We start from the raw sequence: 23,247 nt of genomic DNA on the forward strand, positions 1-23,247 counted from the left end.
CGCGGCATACTGCAGCCACGACGACCAAGGAGGTCGCCCGATGGGCGAGACGATCCCGTGGCGGATGCCCGCCGAGTGGACCGAGCACGAGCGCACGTGGATGGCGTGGCCGAGCAACGGCTACACCCTGGGCGACACCCCCGACGAGGTGGAGCGCGCCCGGCGGACGTGGGCCGCGGTCGCGCGGGCGGTGGCCGGCTTCGAGCCGGTGACGATGGTCGTGTCGCCGAGCGACATCCACCTGTGCCGCGAGTACCTGCGCAACGACACCGCGCACCCCATCGACATCGTCATCGCCGACCTCGACGACGCGTGGATGCGCGACATCGGGCCGAGCTTCGTCCTCTCCCCCGACGGCGAGCTCGGTGGCGTGGACTGGGTCTTCAACGGGTGGGGCGGGCAGGACTGGGCGACGTGGGACCTCGACGCCCGGATCGCCGCGCAGGTGGCCGACGCCGCGGGCGCGCACCACCTCCCTTCGTCGATCGTGAACGAAGGGGGCGGGCTGCACGTGGACGGGGAGGGCACCGTCCTGCTCACCGAGACCGTGCAGCTCGACCCGGGTCGCAACCCGGGGGCGACGAAGGGGGACATCGAGGCCGAGGTCGGCCGGCTGCTCGGCGTGGACACCTTCATCTGGCTGTCGCGGGGCCTGACGCGCGACTACGACGAGCTCGGGACGCGCGGGCACGTCGACATCGTCGCGACCTTCACCGAACCGGGGCACGTGCTGCTGCACTGGCAGGAGGACGAGTCGCACCCGGACCACGCGGTGAGCCGCGAGATCGAGCAGGCGCTGCTCGCGGCGACCGACTCCGCCGGACGCCGGCTGGAGGTCACGCGCATCCCTGCGCCCCGGACGCTCACGGACGACGAGGGACCGGTCGACTGGTCCTACGTCAACCACCTGGTGTGCAACGGCGGGGTCGTGGCCTGCGTCTTCGACGACCCGCACGACGAGCGGGCGCTCGAGATCCTGCGCGAGGTCTACCCGGGCCGCGAGGTCGTCGGCGTCGATGCCCGCCCGCTCTTCGACCGCGGTGGCGGCATCCACTGCATCACCCAGCAGCAGCCGGAGTCCTCGTGAGGCCCGACCTGCTCGGCTACCTCCCGCTCGCCGTGGCGACGACCGCGGCCGACGTGCTCGGTCGCGACCGCGCCCACCTCGTGAGCAAGCTGGCGCTCGCCCCGACGCTCGCAGCCGGGGTGCTCTCGACCCGGTCCGGGCGCAGCCCCCGCCGCACCGGCACCCTGCTCATCGCGCTCGTCGGCTCCACCGTCGGGGACTGGTACATGTACCGCTCGAGCCGGACCGAGGGCGAGCTGTCACGGGCGATGATGCGGCGGGGCGCGAGCGCCTTCGCCGTGCAGCAGGCCGGCCTCGTCGCCCTGCTCGTGCGGGACGGCGCACGGCCCCGACGGGTGCCGGTGGGCGTCGCGGCGACCACCCTGGCTGGGCTCGCCGTCCTCGACTCCGACGGAGGGGCTCCCGACGCGGTGCTCACGGGCTACGGTCTCCTGCTCGGCTCGATGTCGGCGCTGGCCTTGGGCGACGGTGGCCGCGCACGCACCGGGCGGGCCGTGGCCCTCGGCGGGGCGCTCTTCCTCGTCTCCGACGCCGCGATCATCGTCGGGCAGCGGTTCGCGACGTCCCCTCGGGCACAGGCGATCTCATCCGGCGTGATCCTCTCGACCTACACGGCGGCGCTGGCGCTGCTCGTCCACGGGCTGCGCGACGAGGTCACCCCCTGATACTTGCGGGCGTAACTTACTGCTGCAAGTATGTAGGTCATGAGCACGCTCGCCCATGACCTCCACCTCCTCGTCAAGGCCCTCGACCGGTCCGCGGAGGTGCGTCTGGCCCCCTTCGGACTGACGTACGCGCGCTACCTCGCCCTGCTCGTGGTCGGCGACGCCCCGGGGCTGACCCAGCGTGACCTCGCCGCGAGGCTCGGGCTGAGCGAGGCTTCCGCCAGCCGCACGACCACCGGGCTGGGCGAGCACGGCTGGATCGACATCGCCCGGATGCCCGGATCCGGCAACCGCCGCACCCTGGCGCTCACCGAGGCTGGTCGCGCGCTGCTGGACCGCGCCGGCACGAGCCTCGGCCGGGACTTCGACGACGCCGTCCGCGCCATCGGACGCAGCCCCGAGGCCCTGGCCCGCGACGTGCGCCGGCTCACCGCCCTCCTCGAGGAGTCACCATGACCCCGCTGCTCGTCGCCCACCTGCTCGCCGCGCTCGTGGCCCTGCCGCTCGGCGGCTACCAGCTCTTCCGGCCGACGAAGGGGGACGCCCGTCACGTCCTCCTCGGCCGGGTCTGGGCGGGGCTGATGATCTGGGTCGCGCTCAGCTCGTACTGGATCCGCGACATCCGCCACGGGTGAGCTGTCCCTGCTGCACATCCTCTCGACCGTCACCCTCGTCACCGTCACCCTCGGGGTGGTCCAGGCGCGACGGGGCAACATCGCCGCGCACAGGGGCAACATGCGCGGCAGCTGGCTCGGGCTGTGCGCCGCCTTCGTCGGCGCGGTGGCCGTGCCGGACCGCGCGATCCCGACCTTCGTCGTGACCCGACCGATCGAGGCACTCGTCGTGGTGGTGCTGGTCGTCGGACTGACCGTCGGGTGGGTCAGGGTCGGGGCGATGCTGGCGCGGGAGCGGGTGACGACCAGCTGACGGTTGTCCACAGATGTGCGACGGGCCCTCGGCGTGTCGCGCCGGGACGCCTATCGTGGAGGGATGACGGCGGCGGACATCGAGCGCAAGGTGCGGCAGCACGAGAACGACATCTCGGCGATCTACACGATGATCGCTGACATCCACAACACCCAGGGACGACACACCAACCGGTTCAACGAGCTGACCGAGGACGTCGGGGCACTGGGCGAGCGCATGTCATCGATCGAGACGCGGATGACCTCGCTCGAGGGCAAGGTCGACTCGCTCGAGGGCAAGGTCGACTCGCTCGAGGGCAAGGTCGACTCGCTCGGGGGCAAGGTCGACTCGCTCGGGGGCAAGGTCGACCAGGTGCTGGAGCTGCTCCAGCGCTGAGCTGTCGGTGGTCGGTGGCAGGCTGTCCCTGCGATGACCAACGACATCCTCGAGAGCTTCTCCCCCGCGACCGCGGCATGGTTCCGCGACAGCTTCGCCGCGCCCACGGAGGCCCAGACCGGGGCGTGGAGCGCGATCAGCGGTGGCAGCCACGCTCTCGTCGTCGCCCCGACCGGGTCGGGCAAGACACTGTCGGCCTTCCTCTCGGCGCTCGACCGGCTCGCCTCCACGCCGCGACCGGAGGACCCGCAGGCGCGCTGCCGGGTGCTCTACATCTCCCCGCTCAAGGCCCTGGCGGTCGACGTCGAGCGCAACCTGCGCGCCCCGCTCGTCGGCATCGGCCACGCCGCCGACCGGCTGGGACTGCCGGCGCCGCAGGTCTCCGTGTCCGTCCGCTCGGGTGACACCCCGGCGAACGAGCGCCGCGCCTTCGCCAAGGCGCCGACCGACGTGCTCATCACGACGCCCGAGTCGCTCTTCCTCATGCTCACCTCGGGGGTCCGCGACGCCCTGCGCGGGGTCGACACGATCATCATCGACGAGATCCACGCGCTCGCCGGGACCAAGCGCGGCGCCCACCTCGCCCTCTCGCTCGAGCGCCTCGACGCCCTCCTCGAGTCCCCCGCCCAGCGCATCGGCCTGTCCGCGACCGTGCGCCCGGTCGACGAGGTCGCCCGCTTCCTCGCCGGCGGCCGTCCCGTCGAGATCGTCCAGCCCGAGTCGACGAAGCAGTGGCAGCTCGACGTCGTCGTCCCCGTCGCCGACCTCACCGACCTCGGGGAGCCGACGGGCGACCTCTCCGGTGCTGCGGCCGGCGAGGAGCGCCGGGCGTCGATCTGGCCGCACGTCGAGGAGCGGGTCGTCGACCTCGTCGAGCAGCACCGCTCGACCCTCGTCTTCGTCAACAGCCGCAGACTCGGTGAGCGGCTCACCGGGCGGCTCAACGAGATCCACTCCGAGCGGGTGGGGCAGGAGACCATCCTGGCCCGCGCCCACCACGGCTCGGTGAGCAAGGAGCAGCGCTCGCTCATCGAGGAGGACCTCAAGGCCGGCCGCCTGCCCTGCGTCGTCGCCACGAGCAGCCTCGAGCTCGGCATCGACATGGGCGCGATCGACCTCGTCGTCCAGATCGAGTCCCCGCCCTCGGTCGCCTCCGGCCTCCAGCGCGTCGGCCGCGCCGGCCACCAGGTCGGCGCCGTGAGCCACGGTGTCGTCCTGCCGAAGTTCCGCGGGGACCTCGTCCAGTCCGCCGTCGTCGTCGAGCGCATGCGCGCCGGCGAGATCGAGGCCCTGCACGTCCCCGCCAACCCGCTCGACGTCCTCGCCCAGCAGGTCGTCGCGATGTGCGCGCTCGACGACTGGCAGGTCACCGAGGTGGAGGCGCTCGTGCGGCGGGCGGCCCCCTTCGCCTCCTTGCCGGCGACGCTGCTGCACGCGACGCTCGACATGCTCGCCGGGCGCTACCCGTCCGAGGACTTCGCCGAGCTGCGGCCACGGATCACGTGGGACCGGGTCGCCGGCACCATCGTCGGGCGGCGCGGGGCGCAGCGACTGGCGGTGACGAGTGGGGGCACGATCCCCGACCGCGGCCTCTACGGCGTCTTCCTCGCGTCCGGCGACGGCCCCGGCCGACGGGTCGGCGAGCTCGACGAGGAGATGGTCTACGAGTCGCGCGTCGGCGACGTCTTCACCCTCGGCACGAGCAGCTGGCGCATCGAGGACATCACCCACGACCAGGTCCTCGTCACGCCCGCTCCCGGGCAGCCGGGCAAGCTGCCCTTCTGGCACGGCGACCAGCTCGGGCGCCCGGCGGAGCTCGGCGCCGCCGTCGGTGGCTTCCTCCGGGAGGTCGGCGGGCTCGACGCGAAGGGGGCGCACGCCCGCCTCGCGCAGGCCGGCCTCGACGAGTGGGCCCGCGACAACCTGCTCGCCTACCTCGACGAGCAGCGCACCGCCACCGGTCACCTGCCCGACGACCGCACGATCGTCGTCGAGCGCTTCCGCGACGAGATCGGCGACTGGCGGGTGGCGCTGCACTCCCCCTTCGGCGCGCAGGTTCACGCGCCGTGGGCGCTCGCGATCTCCGGGCGCATGCGGGAGCGCTTCGGCATCGACGTGCAGGCGATGCACGGGGACGACGGGATCGTCCTGCGTCTCCCGGACATCGAGCTCGACGCAGCGCCGGACTCCGGCGCCGTGAGCACCCAGGTCCTCGACCTCATCACCCTCGACCCGGCCGACGTCGAGCGGGCGGTCACCGAGGAGATCGGTGGCTCGGCGCTCTTCGCCGCGCGCTTCCGCGAGTGCGCCGCCCGGGCTCTGCTGCTCCCCCGGCGCCGGCCCGACCGACGTCAGCCGCTGTGGCAGCAGCGGCAGCGGGCCGCGGCGCTGCTCGAGGTCGCGAGCGGTCACTCCGACTTCCCGATCGTGCTCGAGGCCGTGCGCGAGTGCCTCCAGGACGTCTTCGACGTGCCGGCGCTGACGGAGCTCATGACGCACATCGCCGGGCGCCGGGTGACGCTCGTCGACGTCGAGAGCCCACGGCCCTCCCCCTTCGCCGCGTCACTGATGTTCGGCTACGTCGCCCAGTTCCTCTACGAAGGGGACTCCCCCCTCGCCGAGCGGCGCGCCGCGGCCCTGACGCTCGACCCCAGCCTGCTCGCCGACCTCCTCGGGCGCGGCGAGCAGCTCGCACTGTCCGACCTCCTCGACCCGGCCGCGGTGGAGCGCACCGCCGCCGAGCTGCAGAGCCTCACCCCGGAGCGCGCGGCCCGCGACGGCGAGGACCTGCTGGACCTGCTGCGGGTGCTCGGCCCGCTCTCCGTGGCCGAGCTCGACCGACGCAGCCGGCTCGACGAGGAGGACGTCCGCGCCGCCCTCGCCGAGCTCGAGCGCGGCCGCCAGGTCATCCCCGTGCGCGTCGCCGGCGAGGACCGCTGGGCGAGCACCGAGGACGCCGCCCGCCTGCGCGACGCCCTGGGCGTCAGCCTGCCGCCGGGGCTCGCCGACTCGATGCTCCAGCCGACGAGCGACCCGCTCGGTGACCTCGTCGCACGATATGCCCGCACCCACGTCCCCTTCGCGGCGGCCGACCTCGCGACCCACTACGGCATCGGCCGCGCGGTCGCCACCGACGCCCTGCGGCGCCTCGTCCAGACCGGCCGGCTCGTCGAGGGCGACCTGCTGCCCGTCGAGTGCGGCGGCCGGGGCGGCGAGTTCTGCGACGCCGAGGTGCTGCGGACCCTGCGGCGCCGATCGCTGGCCGCCCTGAGGCACGAGGTCGAACCGGTCGAGCCGCGGCAGTACGCACGCTTCCTGCCGGCGTGGCAGGGCGTCGGGCGTCGCATGCGCGGACGTGACGGCGTGCTGCGGGTCGTCGAGCAGCTGAGCGGGGTCCCGGTCCCGGCCAGCGCGCTCGAGTCGCTCGTCCTGCCCGCGCGCGTCGACGACACGGTCGGGCCGATCCTCGACGACCTCATGGCGACCGGTCAGGTGCTCTGGGCCGGCCACGGCAGCCTCCCCGGTGACGACGCGTGGATCAGCCTGCACCTCGCCGACGGCGCCGACACGACGCTCCCGGTCCCCGACGCGTCCGGTCTGGGCGATGTCGAGGAGCGGGTCCACGCGGCGCTGGCCGGCGGAGGCGCCTACTTCTTCCGCGACCTCTCCGACGCCCTCGCCCGCAGCCGGGCGGAGGACGAGGAGCGGATCGACGACGAGGAGCTCGCCGACACGCTGTGGTCGCTCGCCCACCGCGGGCTGGTCACCGGCGACACGCTTGCCCCGGTCCGGGGTCTGCTCGCCGGTGGACGCACCGCGCACAAGGCGCAGCGCCGGCCGACCCCTCGGGGCCGGTACGGCGGTCGGCCGCGGCTGGGCCGTGCCGCCCTGCCTCAGCGCAGCGGGCCCTCGCGCGCCGCCGGCCGGTGGTCTGCGTTGCCGATCGCCGAGAGCGACCCGACGACGCGCATCCACGCGGCCGCCGAGGGCTTGCTCGACCGGCACGGCGTCGTCACGCGCGGCGCCGTCGTCGCCGAGGAGGTCACCGGCGGCTTCGCGGCGATCCACCGCGTGCTCGGGGCCGCCGAGGAGGCCGGCCAGGTGCGGCGCGGCTACTTCATCGAGGGGCTGGGGGCCTCGCAGTTCGCGGTGCCGGGCGCCGTGGACGAGGTGCGCTCGACCCGCGCTCCCGAGGGGCCGGTCGTGCTCGCGGCGACCGACCCTGCCAACCCGTGGGGAGCGGCGCTGCGCTGGCCCGAGCGGGACTCCGGGCACCAGCCCGGCCGCAAGGCGGGGGCACTCGTCGTCGCGGTGGACGGGCAGCTCGTCCTCTACGTCGAGCGCGGCGGGCGCACGCTGCTGTCCTGGGAGAGCGACGAGGAGTCCCTCGCCCTGGCCGCGCGCGGGCTCGCCGACGCGGTGCACCGGGGCGCGCTCGGCCGCCTCACGGTGCAGCGGGCCGACGGCGCTCCCGTGCTCGGGTCGCAGGACCCGCTCGCGCGGGCCCTCACCGACGCCGGGTTCACGATGACGCCGCGGGGCCTGCGGCTGCGGCCGAGCGGGCGGGGCTGACCGTGCCCGAGGGCGACACCGTCTGGCGGACGGCACAGCGGCTGCACGCTGCCCTCGCGGGCCGGCGCGCGCTGCTCGTCGACATCCGGTGGGGTGAGGTCGACGAGGCGCCCTTGCGCGGGGCGGTCGTCGACGAGGTCGTGCCCCGGGGCAAGCACCTGCTCCACCGCTTCGACTCGGGCTGGACCCTGCACACGCACCTGCGGATGGAGGGATCCTGGCGGGTCGAGGCGGCGGGGTCCGAGGCGGCGAGGCGCTCCCTTCGCCGCCCTGACCTGCGCGCGGCCATCGGCAACGACGACTGGACGACGCTCGGGCTGCGGCTCGGTGAGCTCGACGTCGTGCGGCGTGACGAGGAGCACCGGCTCGTCGGGCACCTCGGACCCGACATCCTCGGGGACGACTGGGACCCCGACCTGGTCGCCCGACGGATCAGCGAGCAGCCGGAGCAGGTCTCGGTCGCCGCGGCGCTGCTCGACCAGCGCGTCCTCGCCGGCGTGGGGACCTTCTGGGCGAGCGAGGGGCTCTTCGTCCAGCGGCTGCACCCGTGGCGTCCGGCGGCGGACCTGGGCGACGACGAGGTCACCGCCCTGCTCGCCCGCCTGCACGAGCTCATGCTGCGCGGCCGGGAGCACGCGGTCCAGTCGGCCACCGGCATCCTGCGCGCCGACCAGCGGGCGTGGGTGCACGGACGGTCGGGTCGCCCCTGTCGACGCTGCGGCCAGACCGTGCGGGTCGCCCCTCTCGGGCGCCAGGGGCCGGACCGGGTCTTCTTCTCCTGCCCGGGGTGCCAGGGAGGGGTGGGGCCGACGGACGACGGCCGACCGCAGGGGCCGCTCGGCTCCCGCCGACGGCCACGGCCCTGAGGCCGAGCCGATCAGGCCGCGGAGACGACGTCCTCGGACCGGTTGGCGACCGGCAGGGTCACCGGAGCCGAGGCGCGCTCGGCGCGGTCGGCCCGCTGGGCGATCTCGGTGAAGACGAGCGACATCGGCATCTCGAGGGCGGTGCAGATCGAGGCGAGCAGCTCCGAGCTCGCCTCCTTCTCCCCGCGCTCGATCTCGCTGAGGTAGCCGAGGGAGACGGAGGCCTTGGCGGAGATGTCGCGCAGGGTCCGGCCCTGGGCACGGCGCGCATCGCGCAGCACGTCCCCGAGCTCCTCACGCAGCAGCACCATCGCGCTCACCTCCTACCTCGCATCTACTGGTTCCAACCGTACCCCGCCACCCCGACAACGGTCAGGGTGAGTCCCGCACGGCGAGGTCCAGTGCCGCCTCCACCGCCCCGGACCGCACGGCGTCCCGATCCCCCGTCAACGCCAGGCGTCGCGTCCGTAATCCGTCGGGGGTCAGGCACGCCAGCCAGACCGTCCCGGCGGGGTGTCCCTCGCTCGGCCCGGGGCCGGCGACCCCGGTCGTCGCGATGGCGACGTCGACGCCGAGGACGCGGGCGGCCCCCTTCGCCATCTGCGTCGCGACCTCCTCGTCGACCGTCCCGACCCGGGCGACCAGCTCGCGGTCGACGCCGAGGACCTCGATCTTGACCGCTGGGTCGTAGGCGACGACGGATCCGCGGAAGACCGCGGAGGCCCCGGGGACGTCGACGATCGTCGCCGCGAGCCGACCACCCGTCAGGGACTCGGCGGTGCCGAGGGACCACCCGACGGCGCGAAGGGAGGCCAGCAGCCCGGCGGCACCCGCCGGCGAGCCGTCAGCGGCCGCCACTGGCCCGACGGGCGCGCTTCATCCGGGCGCGATCGCTCGTGGTCCGCAGGGTCAGGGCCTTCATGACGTAGTCGATCGCAGTCGCGATCGTCACGACGAGCGCGGCGACGAGGATGAGCCAGGCGATCCCCCGCCACAGCCACTCGACGGGCAGGCTGCTCAGCGGGATGACGAAGAGCCCGATCGCCAGTGCCTGGAGGAAGGTCTTGACCTTGCCGCCACGGCTGGCCGGCATGACCCCGTGCCGGATGACCCAGAAGCGCAGGAGCGTGATGCCGAGCTCGCGGGCGATGATGACGACCGTGATCCACCAGGGGATCTCGCCGATCATCGACAGCGTGATGAGGCCGGCGCCCGTCAGTGCCTTGTCGGCGATCGGGTCGGCGACCTTGCCGAAGGTCGTCACCAGCCCCTTGGCCCGGGCCAGGTCACCGTCGACGCGGTCGGTGATGATCGCGACGGCGAAGACGCCCCAGGCCCACCAGCGCGTCGCCGGGTCGTCGCCGCCGTCACGCAGCACGAGCCAGACGAAGACGGGGACGAGCAGGATCCGCAGGACGGTCAGCGCATTGGGGAGGTTCCACGGGCTCGGCTCCGGGATCGGCATCGAGATGCCCTCCGGTGCCTCCGGGGTGGGATGGTCCTGGCTCACGCCAGGACCTCCGCGACGAGGTCGATGCCCTCGGTGCCGACCACCTCGGCAGCGACGAAGGCGCCGATCTCGACACCCTCGAGCGCACCGGTCAGCAGCGTGACGCCGTCGACGTCGGGGCCCTGGTGCGCGGCGCGGCCGCTCACCTCACCGCTCTCCTCGTCGACGTCCTCGACGAGCACCTCGACGACCTGGCCGATGCGCTCCTCGGCACGCTGCGCGGTGAGCTCCTCCACGAGCCGGGTGAGGCGGTCGACCCGCGTGGCGATGACATCGGGGTCGATCTTGTCTGTGAGCAGCTCGCCCTCGGTGCCGTCCTCGTCGGAGTACCCGAAGACCCCGACCACGTCGAGCCGCGCCCCGACGAGGAAGCGCTCGAGCTCGGCGACGTCCTCCTCGGTCTCCCCGGGGAACCCGACGATGACGTTGGAGCGGATGCCGGCCTCGGGCTGGCGCTCACGGATGCCCTCGATGAGGCCGAGGAAGGAGTCGGTGTCACCGAAGCGGCGCATCCGCCGCAGCAGCGGACCGGAGGCGTGCTGGAAGGAGATGTCGTACCACGGCACCACACCCTCGGTGCTCGCCATCGCCCGCAGCAGGCCGGGGCGGATCTCGGCGGGCTGCAGGTAGGACACCCGGACGCGCTCGATGCCCTCGATCGTGGTCAGCTCGGGCAGGACCTGCTCGAGGAGGTCGAGGTCGCCGAGGTCCTTGCCGTAGGACGTGGAGTTCTCGCTCACGAGGAAGAGCTCACGCACGCCCTGGGTGGCGAGCCACCTCCCTTCGGCCACGACGTCGCTCGGGCGGCGCGAGACGAAGGCGCCGCGGAAGGCCGGGATGGCGCAGAAGGCGCAGCGCCGGTCGCAGCCAGAGGCGATCTTCAGCGGCGCCCACGGCTTGTCGTCGAGACGGGCGCGCGGGAGGTCACCAGCGCCGTGACCCGGCACGGAGAGCTCGCTCGCGTCCCGCTCGACCGGGGAGATCGGCAGCAGCCTGCGGCGGTCGCCCGGGGTATGGGCCTCGGGGGCGTGCCCGTCGAGGACCGCTCGCAGGTGGCTGGACATGTCGGCATACGAGTCGAAGCCGAGGACCGCGTCGGCCTCGGGCAGCTCGTCCGCCAGCTCCTTGCCGTAGCGCTCGGCGAGGCAGCCGACCGCCACGACCTTCTGCGTGCGTCCGTGCTCACGCAGGTCGTTCGCCTCGAGGATCGCGTCGATCGAGTCCTTCTTGGCCTGCTCGATGAACCCGCACGTGTTGACGACGGCGACGTCGGCCTCGGCCGCGTCGTCGACGAGGGTCCAGCCCTCCGCCGACAGGCGCCCGGCGAGCTCCTCGGAGTCCACGTCGTTACGGGTACACCCCAGGGTGACGAGGGCGACGCTACGGGTGGGGACGGACATGCCCCCCACTCTAGGTGGTCGGTGCGGGGCGACGGACACCGTCAGCTGCGAGCCCGCATCACGGTGAGAGCGACCAGACGCGAGATGACCATCGCGACGTAGAGCACGCCGCTCAGCTGCTCGATGATCGTGGCCGCGCGGGCGTGGGGCCGCACGGCGGTGATGTCGGACAGCCCGACGCTCGTGAGGTTGGCTCCCGAGTAGTACAAGAGCTCGAGGAAGGTCAGCTGCGGCTCGTTCGAATGCCCGATGAAGGACCCCGGCGCGAGGGTCTGGATCGCGACGAAGAGGTAGGCGAAGCCGAAGAGGAGCACGGTGAAGGCCGCACCGACGGCGAACAGCTCGTCCTTGGTCACCCAGGTGTCGGCGAACATGTACGCGACGAGGCCGTAGGCGACATAGAAGTAGAAGACCGCCAGGAGCAGGTGCGCGGTGAAGCCGACGACGTGGTCGGCAGGTTCGAGGACGGACCAGACCTCGAGGACGAAGGCGGGAAAGCCGATCAGCAGCGCGAGCCACGTCAGGGCCGGGGTGGAGCGCACGACCCAGATGCCGAAGGTCACCGCGAACAGCGACAACGACGTGATGACCACGCGTCCCCAGGGTTCGGACTCGACCCACGGCAGCAGGATGATCGCGAACAGCTGGATCGCGACGAGGACAGCGGATGGCTGCTTGCGCACCACCGCGGCCCAGTACCGGGCACCTGTCGGTCGGCTGTCGAGCTCGTACCAGGCCTTCGTCATGCGGCAACCCTAGACTCGCCCGTCGCCGACGGCCCGCTGATCCTGCCCCCGCTCCTGCGCCGGCCGGTCAGTGACGGTCGGTGATGGACCAGGCGTCCTCGTCGTCGTCCTCGGTCCACTCCTCGACGACCTCGGTACCGATGGGGTCCGTCGGGTAGCGGTTGTGCGGCGCAGCCGGTGATCCCTCGCGCACGTCGATGACCGCGGTGTCCCCGGCGGCGGCCTCGGCCTCGGTGACGACGACGGCCTCGTCCTCGTCGTCGTGGGGGTCGCCCTCGTCCCCGGTGGACGCCGGCGGCTCCTCGCCGCGCATCAGGGCGAGGGTGGTCGGCAGGTCCTCGGGCGTGATGAGCACGTCGCGGGCCTTGGAGCCCTCGGACGGACCGACGACGCCGCGCGACTCGAGCAGGTCCATGAGGCGACCGGCCTTGGCGAAGCCGACGCGCAGCTTGCGCTGGAGCATGGAGGTCGAGCCGAACTGGCTCGTGACGACGAGCTCGGTCGCCTGGAGCAGCACGTCGAGGTCGTCGCCGATGTCCTCGTCGATCTGCTTCTTGGGCGTCTCGGGGGCGACGTCCTCGCGGTAGGTCGGCTTGAGCTGACCGGTCACGTGGCTGACGACGGCCTCGATCTCCGACTCGGTGACCCAGGCGCCCTGGACACGCATCGGCTTGGACTTGCCCATCGGCAGGAAGAGCGCGTCACCCTGGCCGAGCAGCTTCTCCGCGCCCGGCTGGTCGAGCACGACGCGCGAGTCGGCGAGCGACGAGGTGGCGAAGGCCATCCGTGAGGGGACGTTGGCCTTGATGAGGCCGGTGACGACGTCGACCGAGGGTCGCTGGGTCGCGAGCACGAGGTGGATGCCGGCCGCGCGCGCGAGCTGGGTGATGCGCACGATCGAGTCCTCGACGTCTCGCGGGGCGACCATCATCAGGTCGGCGAGCTCGTCGACGATGACCAGCAGGTAGGGGTAGGGCTGGATGACCCGCTCGCTGCCGGGGATCGGCTCGACCTTGCCGGCCCTGACGGCCTTGTTGTAGTCGTCGAGGTGCTTGTAGCCGAAGGTCGCGAGGTCGTCGTAGCGCATGTCCATCTCGCGCACGACCCACTGCAGGGCCTCCGCCGCCTTCTTGGCGTTGGTGATGATCGGCGTGATGAGGTGCGGGATGCCCTCGTAAGCCGTCAGCTCCACGCGCTTGGGGTCGACGAGCACCATCCGCACCTCGTCGGGCGTGGCCCGCATGAGGATCGAGGTGATCATCGAGTTGACGAAGGAGCTCTTGCCGGAGCCGGTGGCGCCGGCGACGAGGAGGTGCGGCATCTTCGCGAGGTTGGCGATGACGTAGCCGCCCTCCACGTCCTTGCCGACGCCCATGACCATCGGGTGCTCGTTGTTGCGGGCGACGTCGGACCGCAGCACGTCGCCGAGGCAGACCATCTCCTTGTCGGCATTGGGGATCTCAATGCCGATGGCGGACTTGCCCGGGATGGGGCTGAGGATGCGCACGTCGGCCGAGGCGACCGCGTACGCGATGTTCTTCGACAGCGCGGTGACCCGCTCGACCTTCACGCCCGGGCCGAGCTCGACGACGTACCGGGTGACGGTCGGGCCGCGGTGGAACCCGGTGACCTGCGCGTCGATGCCGAACTCGTCGAGGACGCTCGTCAGGGACTCGACGACCTTGTCGTTGGCCGCCGAGCGCTCCTTGTGGGGTGCGCCGGGCTTGAGGTGCTGGCTGTCAGGGAGCGTGTAGGTGACGTCGCCGGCCAGGGCCAGCTGCTCGACCCGCTGCGGCAGCTGGGTCGTGGGCGGCGGCTCCAGGGCCGGCTTGTCCGCACTCCTGATCGGCGCGACGACCGGGTTCTTGGTCGGCCGCTTCTCCCCCGGGCGGGGACCGTCGGTGGCCGCGGCATCCGCGGCCGGCTCGTCGACCGCGTCGACGGGCGCGGCGGCGCCCTTGCGCTTGCGTCCCTTCCCCGCGGGCTGGACCACCGCGGCCTGGTCGAAGGCGGTGTCGCCGTCGCGCTCGCCCAGGTTCTCGTCGTCGTCGAAGGTGCGCCGACGCCGGGCCCGCGCGACCGCGGCCTGGGGAGCGTCCCCCTTCGCCGCGACGTCGGCGCTGGTGACGTGCGAGGGGACCTCCCCGGTGAAGGCGGCCCGGACGTAGGCCAGGCGCTGCGGCACCTCGTGCAGGGGGGTGCCGGTGAGCAGGAGGAGGCTGAAGAGGCCGAGGAGGACCAGCAGGACGATGGCCGGCCACTCCGTGACCGCCGTGGTCAGGGGGTCCGCGGCGAGGAAGCCGACGATGCCGCCCGCGTCCCGCATGGGCCCGGCGCCGTCCGGCGGCTGCGGGATGTCCTTGGAGATGTGCGTCAGGCCGGAGACGGCGAAGAGCAGCCCCGCCGTGCCGAAGCCCAGGCGAGCGTCGGCCGCGGACTCGCCGGCCGAGCGCAGCAGGCGGACCCCGAGGAGCAGCAGGACGATCGGCAGCGCGTACGCCACCCGGCCGAAGGTGCCCGCGAAGACCGCGTGCACGACGTCACCGAAGGCGCCCGACAGGCCCCACCACTCGCGGACCGCGACGACCAGGGCCAGCGCGAGGGCCAGGAAGCCCCACCCGTCGCGCCGGTGCTCGGGCTCGATCTCGCCGGCACTCGTGCCGATCCGGCGCACGCCGGCGCCGGTGGCGTGGGCGACGCCCACCCACGTCCTGTGGACCGCGGCCAGCGGCAGCGGGAGACCACCGCCGGACGCGGCCTTCTTGCGCGGGGCGGCGGTCTTCCCCTTCGCAGCGGACGTGCGACCCGACGGACGGGTGCTGCCCTTGGGGCGCGACGAGGCGCCCTTGGTGCTGCGCGAGGAGGTCGACGGACGAGTGGCCATGTTCCGCAGGTTAGGCGAAAGCCCCGCCCGACACACGCGTCACACGCGCAACAACGGCAACCTGTGGAGATCGGGGAGCGGCCCCGGCACCCGCCGAGTAGCGTCGCCGCCGTGGACGCACGCACCCTCATCGTCGCCCTCCTGGCGCTCGTCGGCGGCGTGGTCGGGTACCTCTGGCTGCGCACCGGGACCTACCGGCGGGAGGACGAAGGGGGTCCCCTCCCCCGACACCTGTGGGTCCTGCCGGTCGCCCCCTCCGTCGGGTGGGCGATCGCACGCGGGCTCTCCGACCTGCCGTGGCCGGTGCTCGCGGCACCGCTCTCGCTGGCCCTCGCCGGCCTCGTCCTCGCCGCGGTGGACGCCGACGTCCACCGCCTGCCCAACGCGATCACCCTGCCCCTGGTCCCCGTGCAGGCCGCGCTGCTCACCCTCGCCTCCGCCGCGACCGGCGAGTGGGAGGCGTTGCAGCGGGCTGGGCTCGCGGCCCTGCTCGTCGGGGGCGGGACGCTCGCGCTCGCCTTCCTCCTCTTCGGCCGCTCGATCGGGATGGGCGACGCCAAGCTCATGGTCTCGATCGCGCCGACGCTCGCCTGGCTCGGCTGGACGCACCTCGTCGTGGGGGTCTGGGTGGGCTTCGTCATCGGTGGACTCGCCGCTCTCGCACTGCTGCTCGCGCGCCGGGCCGACCGGGGGACGCACCTCGCCTTCGGTCCCTACCTCGTCGCCGGAGCGGTCATCGCCGTCGCCCTCGGCTGACGTCCCAGGTGGCGAGACGCGCCTCGCCTCCTCTCGACACGGACCCACCGGTGTCCGATATGGTCATCCGCAAGGTCACGAGTACCAGCGACAAGCCCCGGCTAGCTGGTCGGCAACCCTCCTCCGCGGTGGGGTGCTCCGGGTGACGACCTGGCCGGCGACGCCATTGTCGCCCGGCAAGCGCGGACTCGTGGTCGACACCCGGGTCCCTGACGGACCAGGAGCATCCCCAATGACCGTGTCCCACGTGCAGCAGACCTCGACCGACCTCCCCCGCCTCGTCTCGGAGGGCCTGACCTACCGCGACCGCGACGGCTCGACCGTCGAGTACGCGCACCTCGACCACGGGGCGACGACCCCGGCCTTCGAGGCCGTCGCGCAGGAGGTCGCCACCGCCGCGGTGACCTACTCGTCCGTTCACCGCGGTGCCGGCTTCGCCTCCCGGGTGACCAGCTCGCGCTACGAGCAGGCTCGCGAGAGCGTCGCCGACTTCGTCGGGGCGCGTGAGGACGACCAGGTCGTCTTCACCCGCAACACGACCGACTCCTTCAACCTGCTGGCCCGGGCGCTGCCGGCGGGCACGAAGGTCTTCGTCTTCGCCTCCGAGCACCACGCGGCCCTCCTCCCGTGGGGCGACACGCTGCGGCTGCCCGTGCCGCACAGCCGCGACGAGGCCGTCGAGCTCCTCGAGCAGGCCCTGCGCAACCACCCCGCAGAGCACCGCCTCGTCGTCGCCACGGGCGCGTCCAACGTCACGGGCGAGCACTGGCCGATCGAGCGCCTGGCCGCGGTCGCCCGCGAGCACGACGCCCGCTTCGCCCTCGACGCCGCCCAGGTCGCGCCGCACCGTCGGGTCGACATCGCTGCCCTCGGGATCGACTGGGTCGCCTTCTCCGGCCACAAGATCTACGCCCCCTTCGGCGCCGGGGTGCTCGTCGGCCGCAGCGACTGGCTCGACGCCGCCGACCCCTACCTCGCCGGTGGCGGCGCCACCGCCCGCGTCGGTCTCGACACGACAGAGTGGACCTGCGGTCCGGCCCGGCACGAGGCCGGCTCCCCCAACGTCCTCGGCGCGATCGCCCTGGCGAGGGCCTGCGAGATCATCGCCGAGCGCGAGCGGGCGATCATCGACCACGAGCAGGCCCTGCGCATCCGACTGCTGAGCGGTCTGGCCGGGATCGAGGGTGTGCGCGTCCACACGCTCTTCGGCGGTGGAGAGGGCGCCCCCGTCGCGGCGATCACGGTCGACGGCCACGACAGCAGCGAGGTCGCGCGCATCCTCGGCGACGACCACGGCATCGGTGTGCGCGACGGCAAGTTCTGCGCGCACCTGCTCGTCGACGACCTGCTCTCCGAGCACGAGCAGGACACCGCGGTGCGGATCAGCGCGGGCCTCGGCACCACCCCGGCGCACATCGACCGGCTCCTCGGCGCCCTTCGCGCCCTCTGACCCTCCTCGGGTGAGGTCGAAGGGGGGACCCGGCAGTCCCCCTTCGCTCAGCAAGAGAAACCTCGCCTTCGCAAGAGTCTCAAACTCTTGCGAAGGCGAGGTTTATCGGGTCACCCGAGAATCCTGGGACGCCCGGGGCACCGTCTCCTAGGCCGCCACGACCACCGGGATGATCATCGGGCGGCGACGGATCTTGCCGCCGACCCAGCCACCGACGGCGCGGCGCACGACCTGCTGCAGCTGGTGGGTGTCGGTCGTGCCCTTCCTGGTCGCCTCGTCGAGCGCGGCGATGATCTTGGGCTTGACCTGGGTGAAGATCTCGTCGTCCTCGGCGAAGCCGCGGGCGGTGATCTCGGGGCCGGCGATGACCTTGCCGGTCGAGGAGTCGACGACGACCATGACCGAGATGAACCCCTCGTCGCGCAGGATGCGGCGGTCCTTGAGCAGCTCCTCGGTGGTGCCGCCGACGCTCGAGCCGTCGACGTAGACGTACCCACAGGGCACGGCGCCGGCGATGCGGGCGCGGCCGTCGACGAGGTCGATGACGACACCGTCCTCGGCGAGCACGACGTGGTCGGGGTCGACCCCGGTCTGGATCGCCAGCTCGGCGTTGGCCACGAGGTGGCGCCACTCGCCGTGGACCGGCATGACATTGCGCGGCTTGACGATGTTGTAGCAGTAGAGCAGCTCACCGGCGCTCGCGTGACCGGACACGTGCACCTTGGCGTTGCCCTTGTGCACGACGTCGGCACCCAGGCGCATGAGGCCGTTGATGACGCGGTACACGGCGTTCTCGTTGCCGGGGATGAGGCTCGAGGCGAGCAGCACGGTGTCCCCGTCGCCCACGTCGATGCGGTGGTCGCGGTTGGCCATGCGCGACAGGGCCGCCATCGGCTCGCCCTGGCTGCCCGTGCAGATCAGGACGACCTCGTTGTCCGGGTAGTTGTCGAGCTTCTTGACGTCGACGAGCACGCGGTCGGGCACGTGCAGGTACCCCAGGTCCGCAGCGATGCCCATGTTGCGCACCATCGAGCGACCGACCATGGCGACCTTGCGGCCGTTGCGCTCGGCGGCGTCGAGCACCTGCTGGACGCGGTGCACGTGGCTGGAGAAGCAGGCGACGATGATCCGGCGCTGCGCCTTGTGGAAGACGGTGTCGATCGCGGGACCGATCTCGCGCTCGGGCGTGGTGAAGCCCGGCACCTCGGCGTTGGTCGAGTCGGTCATGAAGAGGTCGACGCCCTCCTCACCGACGCGGGCGAAGGCCCGCAGGTCCGTGAGGCGACGGTCCAGCGGCAGCTGGTCCATCTTGAAGTCACCGGTGTGCAGGACCGTGCCGCCCCCGGTGCGCACGAAGACCGCGAGCGCGTCGGGGATCGAGTGGTTGACGGCGATGAACTCGCAGTCGAAGACGCCGAAGGACTCGCGCCCGCCCTCCTTGACCCCGAGGGTCCAGGGCTTGATCCGGTGCTCCTTGAGCTTGGCCTCGACGAGGGCCAGCGTGAGCGTCGAGCCGACGAGCGGGATGTCGGGCTTGTGCTTGAGCAGGTAGGGCACAGCGCCGATGTGGTCCTCGTGGCCGTGCGTGAGGACGATGGCCTGCACGTCGTCGAGCCGGTCGAGGATGTACTCGAAGTCCGGGAGGATCAGGTCGACGCCGGGCTGGTGGTCCTCGGGGAAGAGGACGCCGCAGTCGATGACGAGCAGCTGGCCCTCGTGCTCGATGACCGCCATGTTGCGTCCGACCTCACCGAGGCCGCCGAGCGGGATGATGCGCAGCGCGCCCGGGGCGAGGGCGGGCGGCAGCAGCAGGTCGGGGTGCGGGTGGCTCATGCTGCCCCGATCCCGGAGGCGGCCAGACCCTTGCGCAGGATGTCGAGGTGCTCGTCCGGCCCCTCGACGTAGGGCAGGCGCACGCTCGCGTGCTCGATGACGCCGAGCTCGACGAGGGCGGCCTTGGCCATGATCGCGCCCTGCGAGGTGGACATGATCGCGTTGGTCACGGGGATGAGGCGGTGGTGGATCGCGCGGGCGGCGGCGAGGTCACCGGCGTCGACGGCCTCGACCATCGCCCGGTACTCGCGCCCGGCGACGTGGCCGACGACGGAGACGACGCCGTGGGCGCCCTGGGCGAGGTGCGCGAGGTTGACCTCGTCGGCACCGGAGAACCACAGCAGGTCGGTCGCGGCCATGACCTCGGAGGAGGCCCAGAGGTCGCCCTTGGCGTCCTTGACGGCAAGGATCCGCTCGTGGTCGGCGAGCGCGATGAGCGTGTCCACGGCGAAGGGGGTCGCGGTGCGCCCCGGGATGTCGTACAGCATGATCGGCAGCTGCGCCGCGTCGGCGATCGCGCGGGTGTGGGCGAGCAGGCCCGCCTGCGTCGGCTTGTTGTAGTACGGCGAGACGACCAGCAGGGCGTCGGCGCCGGCGCGGGTCGCGGCCTGCGACATCTCGATGGCGTGCGCCGTGTTGTTGGAGCCGACACCGGCGGTCACGGCCAACCGGTCACCGGCGGCCTCCTTGACGGTCTCGACCATCGCGATGCTCTCGGCGGAGCTGAGGGTCGGCGACTCGCCGGTCGTGCCGTTGACGACGACACCGTCGTGTCCGGTGGCGACGAGGTGCTCGACGAGGTCGGTGACACCCTTCGTGTCCACCGCGCCGTCTGGGGTCATCGGGGTCACCATCGCGGTGATCACCCGGCCGAAGGGGGAAGTCGTCATGCGTCTCAGGGTAGCCGTCGGTGGGGACGTCTATCGTGGCGCCATGCGCCAGTACCTCGACCTCCTCGAGCACGTCCGCGACCACGGGGTCGACAAGTCCGACCGCACCGGCACGGGGACCCGCAGCGTCTTCGGCCACCAGATGCGCTTCGACCTGGCCGCGGGCTTCCCGGTGCTCACGACCAAGAAGCTGCACCTGCGCTCGATCATCGGCGAGCTGCTGTGGTTCCTGCGGGGCGACACCAACGTGCGCTGGCTGCAGGAGCGCGGCATCAGCATCTGGGACGAGTGGGCCGACGAGCAGGGCGACCTCGGTCCCGTCTACGGGCACCAGTGGCGCTCGTGGCCCGCACCCGACGGTTCGAGCATCGACCAGATCGCCGGGGTCATCGAGGGCCTGCGCACCAACCCCGACAGCCGGCGGCACATCGTGTCCGCGTGGAACGTCGCCGAGGTCGGGGACATGGCGCTGCCGCCCTGCCACACGATGTTCCAGTTCTACGTCACGCCGGCGAGCGAAGGGGGCAGGCCCACCTTGTCCTGCCAGCTCTACCAGCGCAGCGCCGACGTCTTCCTCGGTGTCCCGTTCAACATCGCCTCGTACGCGCTGCTGACGATGATGGTCGCCCAGCAGGTCGACATGGAGCCGGGTGAGCTCGTGCACACCCTCGGTGACGCGCACCTCTACCTCAACCACCTCGAGCAGGCCGACCTGCAGCTGACCCGCTCCCCCGGCCCGCTGCCGAGGATGGAGATCGCCCACCGCGACTCGATCGACGCCTACGAGATCGAGGATTTCACGCTCGTCGGCTACGAGGCCGCCCCGAGCATCAAGGCGCCGATCGCCGTATGAGCCGGCCCCGCCCCGTCCCCGAGGACCTGCGTGGCCGCGTGCCGCTCGTCGCCGCCTCGTACGCGGTGATGACCCGCGAGGGCGCCTCCGGCACCGAGGTGCTGCTGCAGCTGCGCCGGGGCACCGGCTTCATGGACGGCTGGTGGGCGTGCGGCGCCGCCGGCCACGTCGAGGACGTCGCACCGCCCAGCGAGGCGCTCACCCGCGAGGTCGACGAGGAGCTCGGCGTGCGGGTCGTCACGGCGTCGCCGCTCACCACCGTGCAGCGCTCGACGCTGGCGGGACGTCTCGAGCAGCGCGCCGACTTCTTCTTCCACGTCACCGACTGGGTCGGCGAGCCGACGTTGCGGGAGCCGGACAAGGCGGCGGACCTGCGGTGGTGGCCCCTGGCCGGGCTGCCGGCGCGGGTCGTGCCGCACGAGCGGGTCGTGCTGGAGGGGCTGCGTGACGGGGGGCTGCCCCCCTTCGTCGAGCTGGGCCACGACCAACGGCTCGTCCTCGTCGCCGCGCTCGGCGCCAACCGTGCCATCGGCGTCGACGGCGGCATGCCGTGGCACCTGCCCGAGGACCTCGCGCACTTCAAGGCCCTGACCATGGGCGGGGTGATGATCATGGGCCGGCGCACCTGGGACTCCATCGGGCGCGCGCTGCCCGGGCGCACGACGATCGTCGTCACCTCCGACCCCGCTTGGTCGGCCCCCGGCGCCGTCGTCGTCCACTCGCTCGCCGAGGCCCTCGTCGCGGGCGGCCCCGGAGAGGTCTTCGTCGTCGGGGGCGGCGAGATCTACCGCCAGACCATCGCCCTGGCCTCGCGGCTGGAGCTGACCGAGATCGACGCCGCGCCCGACGCCGAGGTCTTCTTCCCCGAGGTCGACCCCACGGCGTGGCACGAGACGCGGCGCGAGGCGCGAGAGGGCTTCGACTTCGTGACCTACGAACGGAACCCCTTATCAACCGCAGAGGTTGATTTTTGTTTAGATCAACGTTAGCGGTTGATTTATCGATGAATTCACCTATGGTGTTGACATGAGCACCGTGGCCACCCTCATCGGGGACGTCGTCGGATCCCGGACCACCCCCGACCGTCACGCCCTGCACGACGCCCTCGAGACCGCCCTCGAGACCGTCAACACGATGACCTCGCCCGTCCAGCCGCTGCGGATCACCGTCGGCGACGAGTTCCAGGGTGCCTGGACGCGCCGCGGCGAGGCGGTCCACGCGGCCCTGCTGCTGCGCCTGGCGCTCCTGCCCGCCGTCGACACCCGCTACGGCCTGGGGTTCGGCGAGGTGACAGCACTCAGCGACGACGGCGCCGTCCAGGACGGTCCCGGCTGGTGGCTGGCGCGCGAGGCGATCACCCGCGCCAAGGACGACGAGGAGCGCACCCGCGCCGACGGCCGGGTCGTGCGCACGCGCTGGTGCGAGGACTCCCCCACGGGCCTGGCCATCGACGCCGCCGTGCGCCACCGAGACCTGCTCATCGCCGCGCTCGACGACCGCTCGGTCCGCCTGCTGCGCGGGCTGCTCGCCGGCCGCACCCAGCGCCAGCTCGCGGCCGACGAGGACATCTCCGCGGCTGCCGTCAGCAAGCGCGTCCACGTCGACGCCCTCGACCAGCTCATCCGCCTCGACGCCGACCTGGAGGTCCTCCCGTGAGCGTGCTCGCCGCCCTGCTCGTCGCCGTCGGCGCCGCTGACCTGCTGCGCAGCCTCGGCCCCCAGCCCTCCGACGCCGGCCGCGAGACGCGTGGCGTCCCGGCCGCCGGCCTGCTCGTCCTCGTCGTCGTCGCGGCCGCCGCCGGCCTGCTCACGACCTGGGGCGGGGTCGTCCTCACCGCCCTGGCCGTCGTGGGCCTCGTCGCCTGGCTCGTCTGCGCGGAGCGGGCCGACCGCGGGAGCGGTCACGCCCGGGCCCTCGCGGTCTTCGCCCTCGCCGTGCTCGCGCAGCTCCTCGGGTCGGGGTGGGCGCCGCCGGTCGGCGGGTGGTTCGCCGACTGGCTCGCGTGGAGCCACCTGCCCTGGCAGCCCGATCCCGACCGGGCGCTCCTGCTCGCCGGCCTGGCCCTCGTCCAGCTCGCCACGGGCAACCGCCTGGTGCGCCTCGTGCTCGTCACCACGGGCGCCCTGCCGGCCCGACCGCTCCCGGGACGCAGCGACGGCGAGCTGCGCGGCGGGCGGCTGCTCGGCCCGCTCGAGCGGCTCTTCATCCTCGGCCTCGGCCTCGCCGGCGAGCTGACCGCGGCCGGGCTGGTCATCGCCGCCAAGGGCCTCATCCGCTGGCCCGAGCTGCGCTCGCACGCCGACGACGACACCTCGCCCGGAGCCATCGGGATCGACAAGGTGACGGAGTACTTCCTCGTCGGCAGCTTCGTCAGCTGGCTGGTCGCGATGACCGCCCTCGTGCTCGCCTCCTGACGACCGCGGCCGAGAGGGT

At 72.7% G+C, this 23,247-nt stretch carries 22 protein-coding genes and 1 riboswitch; of the genes, 14 read left to right on the forward strand and 8 right to left on the reverse strand.

Annotation, left to right across the window (positions count from 1 at the left end; translation table 11 throughout):
* The first annotated feature begins 40 nt into the window (after nucleotides 1-40).
* The 8 genes from V3C34_RS13255 to V3C34_RS13290 all read left to right on the forward strand — a co-directional run bounded on the left by V3C34_RS13255 (nucleotide 41) and on the right by V3C34_RS13290 (nucleotide 8,492).
* Complete coding sequence (locus tag V3C34_RS13255; protein WP_068322891.1) at nucleotides 41-1,087, forward strand: agmatine deiminase family protein; 1,047 nt, start codon at nucleotides 41-43, stop codon at nucleotides 1,085-1,087.
* A complete protein-coding gene (locus V3C34_RS13260) occupies nucleotides 1,084-1,752 on the forward strand; it encodes a lysoplasmalogenase family protein (RefSeq protein ID WP_345913682.1) in 669 nt (222 codons plus the stop codon). The genes V3C34_RS13255 and V3C34_RS13260 overlap by 4 nt, the downstream gene beginning before the upstream one ends.
* 39 nt (nucleotides 1,753-1,791) lie before the next feature.
* On the forward strand, nucleotides 1,792-2,208 hold the full coding sequence (locus V3C34_RS13265) for a MarR family winged helix-turn-helix transcriptional regulator (RefSeq protein WP_346007362.1): 417 nt from the start codon (nucleotides 1,792-1,794) through the stop codon (nucleotides 2,206-2,208).
* Complete coding sequence (locus tag V3C34_RS13270) at nucleotides 2,205-2,387, forward strand: hypothetical protein (protein WP_346007363.1); 183 nt, start codon at nucleotides 2,205-2,207, stop codon at nucleotides 2,385-2,387. The genes V3C34_RS13265 and V3C34_RS13270 overlap by 4 nt, the downstream gene beginning before the upstream one ends.
* Before the next feature lie 55 nt (nucleotides 2,388-2,442).
* Nucleotides 2,443-2,679, forward strand: coding sequence for a hypothetical protein (locus tag V3C34_RS13275; protein WP_428832169.1), 237 nt, complete (start codon nucleotides 2,443-2,445; stop codon nucleotides 2,677-2,679).
* Nucleotides 2,680-2,742: 63 nt separating this feature from the next.
* A complete protein-coding gene (locus V3C34_RS13280) occupies nucleotides 2,743-3,054 on the forward strand; it encodes a hypothetical protein (protein WP_068423421.1) in 312 nt (103 codons plus the stop codon).
* Nucleotides 3,055-3,087: 33 nt separating this feature from the next.
* The gene (locus V3C34_RS13285) at nucleotides 3,088-7,626 is read left to right on the forward strand and encodes an Lhr family ATP-dependent helicase (protein ID WP_346007364.1); all 4,539 of its coding nucleotides are present in this window, start codon (nucleotides 3,088-3,090) and stop codon (nucleotides 7,624-7,626) included.
* A 2-nt stretch (nucleotides 7,627-7,628) separates the two neighbouring features.
* Nucleotides 7,629-8,492: an Fpg/Nei family DNA glycosylase gene (locus tag V3C34_RS13290; RefSeq protein WP_068322878.1), complete on the forward strand. Its 864-nt coding sequence runs from the start codon at nucleotides 7,629-7,631 to the stop codon at nucleotides 8,490-8,492.
* Between the two features lie 11 nt (nucleotides 8,493-8,503).
* On the opposite strand, the gene V3C34_RS13295 is transcribed toward V3C34_RS13290, so the two are convergent.
* The 6 genes from V3C34_RS13295 to V3C34_RS13320 form a co-directional block, all read right to left on the reverse strand.
* Nucleotides 8,504-8,803, reverse strand: coding sequence for a helix-turn-helix domain-containing protein (locus tag V3C34_RS13295; RefSeq protein ID WP_068322875.1), 300 nt, complete (start codon nucleotides 8,801-8,803; stop codon nucleotides 8,504-8,506).
* 61 nt (nucleotides 8,804-8,864) lie between these two features.
* Nucleotides 8,865-9,350 (reverse strand): CinA family protein, encoded by a 486-nt coding sequence (locus tag V3C34_RS13300; RefSeq protein ID WP_346007365.1) that lies wholly within the window; start codon nucleotides 9,348-9,350, stop codon nucleotides 8,865-8,867.
* Complete coding sequence (pgsA, locus tag V3C34_RS13305) at nucleotides 9,337-9,957, reverse strand: CDP-diacylglycerol--glycerol-3-phosphate 3-phosphatidyltransferase (RefSeq protein WP_346008570.1); 621 nt, start codon at nucleotides 9,955-9,957, stop codon at nucleotides 9,337-9,339. The genes V3C34_RS13300 and pgsA overlap by 14 nt, the downstream gene beginning before the upstream one ends.
* A 41-nt stretch (nucleotides 9,958-9,998) precedes the next feature.
* Nucleotides 9,999-11,402, reverse strand: coding sequence for a 30S ribosomal protein S12 methylthiotransferase RimO (gene rimO / locus V3C34_RS13310; RefSeq protein WP_068322870.1), 1,404 nt, complete (start codon nucleotides 11,400-11,402; stop codon nucleotides 9,999-10,001).
* A 41-nt stretch (nucleotides 11,403-11,443) separates the two neighbouring features.
* On the reverse strand, nucleotides 11,444-12,148 hold the full coding sequence (locus V3C34_RS13315) for an ion channel (protein ID WP_068423418.1): 705 nt from the start codon (nucleotides 12,146-12,148) through the stop codon (nucleotides 11,444-11,446).
* A gap of 67 nt (nucleotides 12,149-12,215) precedes the next feature.
* Nucleotides 12,216-15,032, reverse strand: a complete 2,817-nt coding sequence (locus V3C34_RS13320; protein WP_346007366.1) for a DNA translocase FtsK — start codon at nucleotides 15,030-15,032, stop codon at nucleotides 12,216-12,218.
* Nucleotides 15,033-15,143: 111 nt separating this feature from the next.
* Here V3C34_RS13320 and V3C34_RS13325 point away from each other — a divergent pair, with 111 nt between their 5' ends.
* Together V3C34_RS13325 and V3C34_RS13330 are read left to right on the forward strand one after the other, a co-directional pair.
* Complete coding sequence (locus V3C34_RS13325; protein ID WP_346007367.1) at nucleotides 15,144-15,788, forward strand: A24 family peptidase; 645 nt, start codon at nucleotides 15,144-15,146, stop codon at nucleotides 15,786-15,788.
* Between the two features lie 73 nt (nucleotides 15,789-15,861).
* A riboswitch (SAM riboswitch) is annotated at nucleotides 15,862-15,977 on the forward strand.
* Nucleotides 15,978-16,020: 43 nt separating this feature from the next.
* Nucleotides 16,021-17,238 carry an aminotransferase class V-fold PLP-dependent enzyme gene (locus tag V3C34_RS13330; protein WP_346007368.1) on the forward strand — a complete coding sequence of 406 codons (1,218 nt, stop codon included), beginning with the start codon at nucleotides 16,021-16,023 and terminating at the stop codon, nucleotides 17,236-17,238.
* Between the two features lie 147 nt (nucleotides 17,239-17,385).
* Here V3C34_RS13330 and V3C34_RS13335 read toward each other — a convergent pair whose 3' ends face one another.
* Both V3C34_RS13335 and dapA read right to left on the reverse strand, forming a co-directional pair.
* Nucleotides 17,386-19,071 (reverse strand): ribonuclease J, encoded by a 1,686-nt coding sequence (locus V3C34_RS13335; protein WP_345913688.1) that lies wholly within the window; start codon nucleotides 19,069-19,071, stop codon nucleotides 17,386-17,388.
* On the reverse strand, nucleotides 19,068-19,961 hold the full coding sequence (gene dapA, locus V3C34_RS13340; protein ID WP_338537879.1) for a 4-hydroxy-tetrahydrodipicolinate synthase: 894 nt from the start codon (nucleotides 19,959-19,961) through the stop codon (nucleotides 19,068-19,070). The genes V3C34_RS13335 and dapA overlap by 4 nt, the downstream gene beginning before the upstream one ends.
* Nucleotides 19,962-20,004: 43 nt before the next feature.
* Between dapA and V3C34_RS13345 the strand changes: the two genes are divergently transcribed.
* From V3C34_RS13345 to V3C34_RS13360, 4 genes are read left to right on the forward strand one after another with little or no spacing between them, the layout of a single operon-like run.
* Nucleotides 20,005-20,814: a thymidylate synthase gene (locus tag V3C34_RS13345; protein WP_338537878.1), complete on the forward strand. Its 810-nt coding sequence runs from the start codon at nucleotides 20,005-20,007 to the stop codon at nucleotides 20,812-20,814.
* Complete coding sequence (locus V3C34_RS13350; RefSeq protein WP_346007369.1) at nucleotides 20,811-21,803, forward strand: dihydrofolate reductase; 993 nt, start codon at nucleotides 20,811-20,813, stop codon at nucleotides 21,801-21,803. Before V3C34_RS13345 ends, V3C34_RS13350 begins: the two co-directional genes overlap by 4 nt.
* Before the next feature lie 37 nt (nucleotides 21,804-21,840).
* The gene (locus V3C34_RS13355; protein WP_068423406.1) at nucleotides 21,841-22,470 is read left to right on the forward strand and encodes a SatD family protein; all 630 of its coding nucleotides are present in this window, start codon (nucleotides 21,841-21,843) and stop codon (nucleotides 22,468-22,470) included.
* Nucleotides 22,467-23,228 carry a hypothetical protein gene (locus tag V3C34_RS13360; protein ID WP_345913694.1) on the forward strand — a complete coding sequence of 254 codons (762 nt, stop codon included), beginning with the start codon at nucleotides 22,467-22,469 and terminating at the stop codon, nucleotides 23,226-23,228. The genes V3C34_RS13355 and V3C34_RS13360 overlap by 4 nt, the downstream gene beginning before the upstream one ends.
* Nucleotides 23,229-23,247: the final 19 nt, after the last annotated feature.

The sequence above is a fragment of the Janibacter terrae genome (genome assembly GCF_039636765.1).
GTDB classification, from domain to species: domain Bacteria; phylum Actinomycetota; class Actinomycetes; order Actinomycetales; family Dermatophilaceae; genus Janibacter; species Janibacter terrae.

What these genes read in the sequence shown, in the direction of transcription:
- V3C34_RS13255 (WP_068322891.1), top strand. Translation starts at nt 41, where the DNA reads ATGGGCGAGACGATCCCGTGGCGGATGCCCGCCGAGTGGACCGAGCAC.
- V3C34_RS13265 (WP_346007362.1), top strand. Translation starts at nt 1,792, where the DNA reads ATGAGCACGCTCGCCCATGACCTCCACCTCCTCGTCAAGGCCCTCGAC.
- V3C34_RS13270 (WP_346007363.1), top strand. Translation starts at nt 2,205, where the DNA reads ATGACCCCGCTGCTCGTCGCCCACCTGCTCGCCGCGCTCGTGGCCCTG.
- V3C34_RS13280 (WP_068423421.1), top strand. Translation starts at nt 2,743, where the DNA reads ATGACGGCGGCGGACATCGAGCGCAAGGTGCGGCAGCACGAGAACGAC.
- V3C34_RS13285 (WP_346007364.1), top strand. Translation starts at nt 3,088, where the DNA reads ATGACCAACGACATCCTCGAGAGCTTCTCCCCCGCGACCGCGGCATGG.
- V3C34_RS13295 (WP_068322875.1), bottom strand. Translation starts at nt 8,803, where the DNA reads ATGGTGCTGCTGCGTGAGGAGCTCGGGGACGTGCTGCGCGATGCGCGC.
- pgsA (WP_346008570.1), bottom strand. Translation starts at nt 9,957, where the DNA reads ATGCCGATCCCGGAGCCGAGCCCGTGGAACCTCCCCAATGCGCTGACC.
- rimO (WP_068322870.1), bottom strand. Translation starts at nt 11,402, where the DNA reads ATGTCCGTCCCCACCCGTAGCGTCGCCCTCGTCACCCTGGGGTGTACC.
- V3C34_RS13315 (WP_068423418.1), bottom strand. Translation starts at nt 12,148, where the DNA reads ATGACGAAGGCCTGGTACGAGCTCGACAGCCGACCGACAGGTGCCCGG.
- V3C34_RS13320 (WP_346007366.1), bottom strand. Translation starts at nt 15,032, where the DNA reads ATGGCCACTCGTCCGTCGACCTCCTCGCGCAGCACCAAGGGCGCCTCG.
- V3C34_RS13330 (WP_346007368.1), top strand. Translation starts at nt 16,021, where the DNA reads ATGACCGTGTCCCACGTGCAGCAGACCTCGACCGACCTCCCCCGCCTC.
- V3C34_RS13335 (WP_345913688.1), bottom strand. Translation starts at nt 19,071, where the DNA reads ATGAGCCACCCGCACCCCGACCTGCTGCTGCCGCCCGCCCTCGCCCCG.
- dapA (WP_338537879.1), bottom strand. Translation starts at nt 19,961, where the DNA reads ATGACGACTTCCCCCTTCGGCCGGGTGATCACCGCGATGGTGACCCCG.
- V3C34_RS13345 (WP_338537878.1), top strand. Translation starts at nt 20,005, where the DNA reads ATGCGCCAGTACCTCGACCTCCTCGAGCACGTCCGCGACCACGGGGTC.
- V3C34_RS13350 (WP_346007369.1), top strand. Translation starts at nt 20,811, where the DNA reads ATGAGCCGGCCCCGCCCCGTCCCCGAGGACCTGCGTGGCCGCGTGCCG.
- V3C34_RS13355 (WP_068423406.1), top strand. Translation starts at nt 21,841, where the DNA reads ATGAGCACCGTGGCCACCCTCATCGGGGACGTCGTCGGATCCCGGACC.